Here is a 9884-nt window from a genome sequence, read left to right as displayed (position 1 = left end):
ACCAGCAACTTACCCTTCTCGCAATGGTCAGGAGCCTTTGCCAATGACCAAACACTCACTGCAGCCCTTTTAGATCGTCTTTTACATCACGCACATATAGTTCAAATTAGCGGCCATAGTTACCGATTAAGGGGAAAAAAGATGGCTGGTATTACACCTGAAATGAATACCAACGTAACAATAACCAATTAACGAAACCAAACGTAGGGTGGGTCAGTTTTAAATTGCTGGATTACCAGAAAAGTGGGTCAAAATTCAATTGCTGTTGACACATAGGCAAGATAAGCGGGAAACGGAGTTGTTTTATCAAAAGCTCAGTGAGTTTAAAAGTCATTAGGTGTTTTAAGCTTGAGGCACACAATGTGTGCATGAACGCTTGAACCCATGAGTTATCTATCAATCGTGATAGTGTGCTGTTTAAAAGGCTCTCCACAATGAGGCGACCTTTTTGAGAGGTAGAAGTCACAAGTCATACGTGGATAGGATAGAAGACATACCAATGTATTTGTACGCACAATGTGCGTAGGAGAAGGTATATGTTGGCTGACGTTCATAAGTATTAAAGGATATGTCTACTCGACATATGCTTTATGGAAGCTTAAAGCTATAAGCGACTAATGAGATTACCGTCCACATTGTGGAGACGAATGTGGACCCTTGTGAACTCACTCATACTGAGCCAGCTAGGGTTGGAGTGGGATAAGGTTCGACCATTCCCGCACACTGTGCGGAGGAATAGCGGATCTTGTGTTGCGCTCTACTTAGACATATCGATAAGTCTAGAGGGTACTCATCATACGAGTACGCTTTGTATCAACGCTGAAAGTAGCGTCATTTCTCTTATATTCAGTCAGTTATGAACTGGGTGCTACCTATGGGATTATGAGCTTGGCGACAGGCGAGGTTCAATTGATTGTGAGGCGTGTTATTGAACACTACACTTGTAAAGTAAATCTGACTTGTTGAAAGCACTGCAATAATGGAGCTTATTGGTAATGCAAAAATATATCATACTGATTGTTTCAGCAATTGTTGTATGGTTTTTATTTTTCAAGGAGGGAGAAGTCTCGATAGGGCCGGGTGTTTACGCCACTGATGCACCAGAACAAAAGACAAAAAGCACAGCCAAAACATTTCAAGTTAATGGATATACCTTAACAGAAATTGCGTCCTTTAAACTAAAAGCCAAAGTGCTTTCAAAAAAAATTATTCACTCGGACGAGAAACAGATTTATCACCTGTTGATTTAGCCTTAGGATGGGGCAGAATGTCAGATGAGAGTGTTATAAATAATATTACATTTTCTCAGTCAAATCGTTGGTATTATTGGCGAACCGATGCCTTTCCCATTCCTCGTCGAGAAATTGAAACATCAAGTGCTAATATGCATATGATTCCTGCCAATGAGTTTGTTGAGGATGCATTAAAATCAGTCAAAAAAGGGGACATTATTCAGTTAGTAGGTAGTTTGGTGAATGTAGATGCTAATGATGGTTGGCGATGGAGAAGCTCCATGACTCGAACGGATACGGGAGGAGGGTCATGTGAGTTAATTTGGGTGGAGAATTTAAGTATAGTAACACCATAATATTTTTTAAATAAATTTATAATAAAATGTTTGACTTTATAATACACTTGTTTTATAGTGCTTGCATAGATGGGTCCTTCCTACAGAATTATTACCGATCGCAACAAAACCCCCCACGGTAGACGTATAAAATTTCCACCCCTATACACCGCACCAGCAGTTAACTTTTAGTCTATAAAAATAGTGTTTTTTACCCATATCTTCTGAGGCATAAATCCGTTTTATCTGGGGTCTGGCTTAAGCTGATTACTAGCTGTAAACCTATACATGTTTGAGTCGGAATTGAGACAGGGTAAGAGGGCTATGCTGCCATATATGCGAGAAGTGGTTTAAGTAGTTTTGGTTGCACTGGGTGAAATAAAAAAGTTGCTAGGGACAGGTTTGTTAGTTGAAACTAAGAAAATAAAATACTGAGAAATATATTATAGTCTGTATTGAAAATAATATTATTAGGGGGAGAATCTTAAATTGTTTTTTAGGCGTGAAGTGCTCTATATAGATAGAATATATGATTGCGATTATAAATAAACCAACTATTAGGGAAAGTAGCCACCATAATAAGCTAAGTTTTGTACATAGTATTGCCAAAAAAAGGTATGAAGGTAGCATGGTTAAGCCTGCTACCGAGTTTGATTTGTAATAATTAGTTCGCATAACCTTTCCGCTAACTATATGTAATCATGAGCTTATATTATCCATCTAGTTTTTTCCCACAGTACCTACATTTACCTCGATACCAGTAAATATGCTCTCCATTTGGTAGCTTAAATATAGAATTATGACAGAATGGGCATCTAAAAGTAAAGTATGATACTAGTACAAGAGTCATGAAGACCACAGTAAAAGCTAATAACCCAATGAGTTCACCAAATAGGATTACTACTGGAAATACAACTAGTGGGCCTGAAAGAAAGCATGCTACTTGAAAAGCTCTAAGTTTTTTTTCATATCATTTCATTTTTGAGCATTTCAAGGGGAAATTCTCCCCTTGATGATTTATAGCTCTATGTCATCATGTGTGATTTCATAAAGACTGCGGCCAATCCAGTGGCCAGTGTCACCTAAAACTGTTGTACTTGCTGTAGTTTTTGTAAGCTTGGCGGCTGACCCTAGCTTCTGTTGGATAGTATGTCTCACTCGATGTAGTTTGATGACTTTTTTCAGTTATTGCTAATATAGAGAAGTTGCCACTAGGATACATAGACATTCTCTTGATAGTAAAAATTATGGTGGTAGCTTTTATACTGGATGATATCGTTACTTCCATGGGGGGATAACTATATCATCTCCATTTCCTGAATCATCTACTTTATTTTTTCCAATTGAGTAAAGCAGAAATATTTTATTCTTTTGTTTACAATAAAACTTATACTGAAAATTGTTTCCCCATGCATCAGTATATTGTTTTGGTAGATATGGGCCTTGCCAGCTTTTTGATTTTGTTTTGTTTATTGTTAAATGTATTAAACCACTATCTTCAGTACATGGATAATAACCCAAGTCAAGCTTGAATAACTCAAGTGCTAAAGAAATACTTTCTAATGTTTTAAGCGTTTCTTGTTCTTGAGTTACATGGCCATAACCTTTCATTGTATTAAAGGTTAAAATAACAGTCAAACTAACTATTTTTTTGGCAAGCATGAGGTTCACCGAGTGTGTGTCGTTTTAAATGAAGCGGGTACTCTAAAATAGTTTTATCTCTAAAAGGTACTCATTCATATTGTAAGGTACGTTAATTTTCATAAGTGGCAGTTTTAACTGTTGAATATTTTGCTCTTTTACTACCCCCATATCAGTACAAAACCTTTTTGGCAAAATGATGTGAGCAATGGATGAGTACTTGAATGGTTGTCCCCAAACACTACCATCAGAAATACCTGTTATAGACAGATCTGACTTTTTGGGTAAGCCGGCGTTCCAGTAACCACAGTCCCAACATTTAAGACGATCGAATGTTGTCCAAGAGCACCAAGATTGGCTCTTTTCCATTAGGAATTCACCCTCTCCAAGTAAATCGATAGCTTCAGAAAAGATAGCAAGCCATTTATTATCACTTATTATTTCTTTCATAGGATTACTTGAGTTTCAGGGTTAAATAAAAATTTTTTGCAGTCATTAGCTAAGAGTGTATGACAATATGGCTTTGTGTGGCGAGGGTAAATCAAGGGGGAAATTATTTGATTAGTAATCATTTTTATTTTAACTCTTTGTGATACGATCAAATGTAACAGCTTTAGCTGGAAATCCTATCTAGCAGCTCACGTTATTAGAGAACTTAACTTTGCAACATAACGCTATACAATGTTATGGAGTAACTATTTTTTTTCTAAAAAAATTATCCAGGTTAATCAATTAGTTAGGTTAGTTAATTTGGTGTTGAATATTTGAAGTGGTTAAAATATATTTGAGCTTTATACGTCAATGATACGTTCATTAATTGTTAGGTTGAAGAATGAAATCCCAGTACAGAATTTCATCAGAAGAATATATTAAAGCTGGATTGCTTAATGGTGAGATGAGTAGCAAATCCAAGAAAGTACATATGGTAATAGATGTATCATTTGTAGTTGTAGGCCTTGTGTTTATTTATCTAGGGAATAATGTCTTAGCCGTAGGGTTTATTGGGGCTGCCATAGGTGGGAATCTTCTACCATTCATAATACGTCGATTTTACACTCCTTGGTATTTGAAAAGACACTTTCATAAATATCCCGCCATACAAAAGCCCATATCAATTTCAGTACTAGAAAACGGGGTTAAGTTTGAGAGTGAGTCTGGTGAAGGAACTATAATGTGGAATGAAATACATCATTGGAGGGAAGGTAAAGATATGGTGCTTATCTATCTTGCGCCAAAGATCTATTATGTGGTGCCCAAAAGGGTTCCTGAAGTAGACTCTTTATGTGTAATGCTTTGTAGTAAGGTTGGCAATGCAACCTAACAAGTCAAAGTATTTGGACTTTGCAAAGCTGACGCCTTTTGTGTTCATAAAAGCCGCTCACTTCTCTAAGCAGGAGTTTGAGGCGTTATATGTAATCGATAATGAAATACCCAACTGAAAATGAAGTCAAGAAAATAGGTCCAGTAGTAAGAGGATTAGCTGCATTCATCTTGTCGTGCAGTTTTTTTGCTGGTGTTGGTTTGGTGTTTGCGGTTGTCACTGAAGCATTAATATTCGTGGGGTTGATCGTTGTTTGTCTTATGGTCCATGTAACTGGTAGTGTAGCTTTTAGAGGCTATGCACCAAAATATTTACTGTTCACACATGGCCCAAAGTGTAGTGAAACACATAATTATGTGGTCAACTGGACCATTTTCCCAATGTTATGACAAAGTGTCCAATTACCTTTTTAGTATCGAGATAATGGAAAAGTATAAAATTGTTACAGGGTCGTCTAGTGGAATTCTCCTAGGTGTTGGAGTGGTAGTAGTTTATTCAACTTTGGGGAAAGGGCTAGTAGTACTGCTTGGTTTATGTATGGTTGGCTCTGGACTTACACTAATGATTTTGAATAGGACAAGGTATATAGCACCGCGTTATATAGTTCTTTTTGTACAGTTTGCGTTAGCCTTATTTATACTAGTTATGACATTAAGAGCTGAAAATATTCATCCATTTAATGTCATATGGTCAAGTGGTGTTTGTGTGCTATCTATATATGGCTTCTATTTACTTAAAAACGTACAAAAAAACTAGCAAATGCAGGCCCGTGGACCTAGTAAGTATCAGCATTAAAAAAACAGGCTAATAAACGTTTGCATGTCCAGTGCGATGGGCATTATGAATTGCGTTAAGGAAAAAGCGTTTAATGAAGACAACTATACTAAAGTGGATGGGAATCAGCGCCTTTGCCGTTGTTTTCTTTATTCTTGGTTCAGTAATTTCTGCTTTTTCTTTTACTTACCTTGAATTAAATGACCGGCTTAAGTATGAAGTTGCTTATTTAAAGGGCTTTGTTGCTATTCAAAAGAAGATTAAAGAAGGTGACATTAAAGGTGCTGAAGTATCAGCTGATTTCCTCATTGATGCCCATGCAAGAACATTATACGAGTATGACTTCATAACTAGCCCATTTTTCAAAACCGATATGAATGAAGTACTTTGTGAAGTCGTTTCGCTTCGTAAGAAATACCCTGCTTTAAGGCCCGTATCTAGCGAAAACTACAGTGACTGGTTACAAGAAGTAGATGAGTATTTAAGTGAGTCTAATTGGAAGTGCTAATGCATAACAAGCTGCAATGCTCAACCCGTACGTGGCTTTGGACAAAAATTCACTGGCGTTCAATTTTTGCCGGTGTGCATAACATTAGGCGTAGTGATGGCTGAAAATTCTACGAGGTTGTATGCGATATGGGCTCGTAAAGCACCAGTGGGTGTAATTTTTCGAAGAGGACCCAGCAAACGTGTTCAATTGGTTAAATGGAACTTAACCAATAATCAGCTTTATTCTGGCCAGTGGTTTAAAGGCAGAGTCTATGAGCGTAGGTGTGATCTATCTTCTAATGGAGATTACTTGATATATTTTGCAGCAAATCATAAGCCACCATATGGCACATGGACTGCTATAAGCCATCCTCCGTTTTTTACTGCACTTGCACTGTGGCCTAAAGGTGATGTATGGGGAGGAGGGGGGTTATTTGATGCCGACGATAAAGGTATAACACTTAATCATCGGCCAACGGAAATGGAGTTAGGTGAAAATTTCAAACTACCTGCAAATTTCAGAGTACGTCCACACGGTGAACGTTCAGGTTGGGGGGAAGATGATCCGATTATGTCACATCGATTAATCCGAGATGGCTGGATAAAGTTACAAAAAGGAAAATGGCTAGAGAATAGCACTCAATCAAGAGTATGGATCGAGTATATTGAGCCTGAAGTTTGGGAAAAGAAATCAGTGAGTTCGAAGGTTTCTATACAAATTTTGCTTCATGGTATTAACGAGCAACTTGGCCCATGGTACGTACAAGAATTAAAGTACATAGTTGAAGGAAAGGAAAATACTATTGGCAGATGTGATTGGGCTGATATTAATGAAGCTGGAACGATTTATTACTCAAACAAGGGAATTCTCTATAAGAAGACACTAAATAGGTCTTCTGAAATAGTTGCTGACTTATCTAGTAATACATTTGAAGAAGTACCGCCTTCATCAGGAACAAAAAAATGGTGAGGGAATACCTAAGAATCTAAAGCAGCTTATGCCCAGCTAAAATCACTCTACGACAGGTCTTGGAGTTGAGCCGCTGTCGTTCATTTTTAGTGATTGTGAGGAATATTGAGTGAGCACATGAGCAAGCTAGAAATAAAAGAGTTCTATTGAAAAGTGTAATAACAAAACTATTCTTGATTTTCTCAATAGATGAGAAGGATGGTTTGGAAGTTGTTAGCCAGCATAATGCCTATTGTCGAGAAAAAATGCTGATCAGAACATGTTATGAAATAACACTTGGGCGATGCTTGTGATCAAATTACTTTATTTAGTAATACTTTATATTCAAAAATAATGAGCGATGATTACGAATATAAATGTAAATAATTTTACATCAATAATTTGTACTTATTAACTAGTTCTTACTTTGTAAGACACTAGTGCTATACTTTGTGAGTTATGGGAAGGATCAATTGATTTGTTACACATAAGCATATGAAATGACTGATGTAATATGCTAATATATACCAACAGTTATAGTAAAGTAACGGATATTCAGACAATGGTACAATATCAAGGCAGTTGTTGTATAAATTTATCACGGATATACCCCCTTTCTGTATATAGCCCTTACACCACAAAAAACTACTTAAAACATAAGTTCTAGTTTTGTTTAGCTGATCGCTATTATTTGATTTAAAAATAATTATTTACTGGCTATTTTGAATTAGTATGCATTGTTGCGTCAAAAAAGATGGAACAGATTCGTAAGGAACTATGATTAATGAATAAACGACGATATTTAGCATGCGCTATAGGTGCACTCGTCATCCTAACCTCTGGTTGTGTGTTTAAACCCCGTGTGATACCTGGCATAGATGAGCTGGAAGCGCTTTGTCTTAAGGATGGAGGAGCTATTGTCAACGGTATTGAAAATGTTGACGGTTATTACAACATCAGCGCTAAAGAAGAAGGGGATTTTGAAAACATTGTATATGGAATTTATGAGTTTATTGAATACGAACATGCTAAAAACAAGCTGGGGTCTCCTGTAAATGGACTGCCTTATGGCTACTACCGTGATTATAAAGCGTTAAAAAATGATCCCAACTGCAATCCTCACTATCTAGAGGAAATCGAAATATATAATATTGAACCCTATGTTTCTTTTAAAGAAAAGTTTTGCGTTGCAACGGTTAAAATTGACTCATTTAAAAGTAAATATAAGTATTTGGCTGAAGGTGGAGAGCTTATTAATAATAAAATAGAAGGCTATAAAATTAGAAAATATACAGCAATAGTTATTAAGATTAAATCCAAAAATATTCTAGGTAAAGAAATCTCCTATATCTTAGTTCCATATGGAATTTTTACACGTCCAGAAAAATTTATAACTTACGAATGCTCAGATATTAATAAATTTAAATATTTACCCATTAAAAAATCGATTGATGCTTGGGTATTTAATAAAGAGTAAAAAACACTAAAACTAATTTTTAGCTGATTTTACATCAAGAAGTATCTAGTTGTTTTATCAATGAATGGATGTTCATCAATGAGTGAAAATAATCAAATTAATACAGAAAAAGCCTACCAAGCAGCACTTTTAGCGGACGCTGCATATATTAATTTTAAGAAAGGGAAAGATTACTGGGGGTCAACCGGTATAATAAAACCTTCTATAAATAGCAAGGAAACTGCTGATAAATTCATTGAAGACAGAGGTTTTACCCAAGAGCAATTCGAGGCTTTTAGGAAACGCTATCGTATACACCATTTTCAAGGAAATACGGATACTGGCTTTGCGGGCACTGTGTTTAAGGATACTGAAAACGACGATCAACTGATTGTCGCTATGCGTGGCACCGAAGGTTTGGTTGATATCTTGGGACAAGATGGCGCATTAGCGACAGGCGTGTCGCTCATTGTCGGTCAGTTGCTGCAGACAGGCAAGATCAATGACTTCTTAAAAAAAGCAGGCATACTAGATGATGAAGGGAATACGGTCGCTGAGTACCATGGTAAAATAAAGTTTGTAGGGCACTCGTTGGGTGGTCATTTAGCCTTGGTGGCCAATTACCGTTATCCTGAACTTCAAGATGAAACCTATACATTTAATGGTGCAGGCATTAGTCGTCTTTTTAGCTTTGTAACGCCAGACCGACTCATTATTAATATACGAGAGCTTACTCGAAAACTACTCGATTCTCCTACGCTGAATGAAAGCAAGGTTTACAATATCTATTCAGAACCAGGTCTTGAGGTCACAGCCAATAAAATTACCTTTGTAAAACCCAGTGACTATCTTCCTACCTTTATTGAAAAACAAGGTGGTTCAGATATAACCTCTGATATCTCATTCGATAATCACTCCATGGTTAACCTGGTTAATTCACTTTCAGTACAACGTATCTTTGCTTATTTAGATGCAGAAAACAGTTATGGTGAAATCAATAGCTACTTGAACCTGGTCTCCAATAAAGTCGTTGAGTTGCGTAATCAAGATGGTACCCCTATTGCCGATACCGAAAACGCGGGAGAATCCTTATCCATCGCAATGCATCATTTGGCGCAATTTTTGGGTGAAAAGTATATAGCGCTTGCGACACAAGAAAATGCCTCAGGTGTAGCTGAATATAATCCAGCCTTATTTTTGAATAAAGCGGATGAATTTTATAAGCAACTGGTGAGTGACTTTGGTAAAACGCCCCCATTTACCGTCAAACCTATGTATAAGCTGAATGATAACGTGGAACAGCTTATTGCTGACTTTGGTGAAGAAGCCGTAGGTAAAGCTACTCGCTATAGTCTGATGAATCTCTCACCTTTTGTCGTTATTCCCAAAAACGCTGATTATACTCGATTCCGGAGTTTTTAATGCTTGACTAGCTGGGTAAGATGGTTCTGAGAAGACTGGACTACAGCCAGGGCTCCTTTTCTTCGCCTTGCAAAGAACGATCAACACCCCGACTGCAGACCAGTTGTGTAGTAATATACCGCTTCTGTCTATCAATAGCGACTACTAGACGACGGTTTGTGATTATTAACCCTACACCACATGTAAAGAAGTTTGTTCAAGATATCAGCGGTGTTTTAGCCGCTTCTCAGCAATCTGCTGCATTCACTCATGCACAATGCCTGTG

The 9884-nt window shown here is 37.1% G+C and carries 11 protein-coding genes; 9 read left to right on the top strand and 2 right to left on the bottom strand.

Annotation, left to right across the window (positions count from 1 at the left end; translation table 11 throughout):
• The 3 genes from F607_RS33730 to F607_RS35270 all read left to right on the top strand — a co-directional run.
• A partial coding sequence (locus tag F607_RS33730; RefSeq protein WP_169719833.1) for an ATP-binding protein occupies positions 1-192 on the top strand: 192 nt, incomplete at its 5' end.
• Between the two features lie 803 nt (positions 193-995).
• Entirely contained in the window at positions 996-1250 is a 255-nt protein-coding gene (locus tag F607_RS35275; RefSeq protein WP_211233693.1) for a hypothetical protein, read from the top strand.
• Between the two features lie 17 nt (positions 1251-1267).
• On the top strand, positions 1268-1588 hold the full coding sequence (locus F607_RS35270; RefSeq protein WP_211233692.1) for a hypothetical protein: 321 nt from the start codon (positions 1268-1270) through the stop codon (positions 1586-1588).
• 1257 nt (positions 1589-2845) lie between these two features.
• Here the strand turns inward: F607_RS35270 and F607_RS31060 are convergent.
• Entirely contained in the window at positions 2846-3229 is a 384-nt protein-coding gene (locus tag F607_RS31060) for a type II secretion system protein GspG (protein ID WP_038292031.1), read from the bottom strand.
• A 42-nt stretch (positions 3230-3271) separates the two neighbouring features.
• Entirely contained in the window at positions 3272-3658 is a 387-nt protein-coding gene (locus F607_RS0121695; RefSeq protein WP_027709753.1) for a hypothetical protein, read from the bottom strand.
• 382 nt (positions 3659-4040) lie between these two features.
• On the opposite strand from F607_RS0121695, the gene F607_RS0121690 reads away from it, so the two are divergent.
• From F607_RS0121690 to F607_RS0121650, 6 genes are all read left to right on the top strand, one after another.
• A complete protein-coding gene (locus F607_RS0121690) occupies positions 4041-4529 on the top strand; it encodes a YcxB family protein (RefSeq protein ID WP_027709752.1) in 489 nt (162 codons plus the stop codon).
• A gap of 101 nt (positions 4530-4630) precedes the next feature.
• Entirely contained in the window at positions 4631-4918 is a 288-nt protein-coding gene (locus F607_RS0121680; protein WP_027709751.1) for a hypothetical protein, read from the top strand.
• Positions 4919-5397: 479 nt separating this feature from the next.
• A complete protein-coding gene (locus F607_RS0121670; RefSeq protein ID WP_027709749.1) occupies positions 5398-5811 on the top strand; it encodes a hypothetical protein in 414 nt (137 codons plus the stop codon).
• 96 nt (positions 5812-5907) lie between these two features.
• Positions 5908-6762: a hypothetical protein gene (locus F607_RS31055; protein ID WP_051311727.1), complete on the top strand. Its 855-nt coding sequence runs from the start codon at positions 5908-5910 to the stop codon at positions 6760-6762.
• Between the two features lie 763 nt (positions 6763-7525).
• The gene (locus F607_RS0121655; protein WP_027709748.1) at positions 7526-8218 is read left to right on the top strand and encodes a hypothetical protein; all 693 of its coding nucleotides are present in this window, start codon (positions 7526-7528) and stop codon (positions 8216-8218) included.
• Between the two features lie 78 nt (positions 8219-8296).
• Positions 8297-9619, top strand: a complete 1323-nt coding sequence (locus F607_RS0121650) for an alpha/beta hydrolase family protein (RefSeq protein ID WP_027709747.1) — start codon at positions 8297-8299, stop codon at positions 9617-9619.
• The last annotated feature ends 265 nt before the right edge of the window (positions 9620-9884 follow it).

Origin of the sequence: Zooshikella ganghwensis DSM 15267, from assembly GCF_000428585.1 — a bacterium.
GTDB classification, from domain to species: domain Bacteria; phylum Pseudomonadota; class Gammaproteobacteria; order Pseudomonadales; family Zooshikellaceae; genus Zooshikella; species Zooshikella ganghwensis.
Note: the sequence above shows the minus strand (reverse complement) of the source record. Positions and strands in the feature narration are given on the sequence as shown.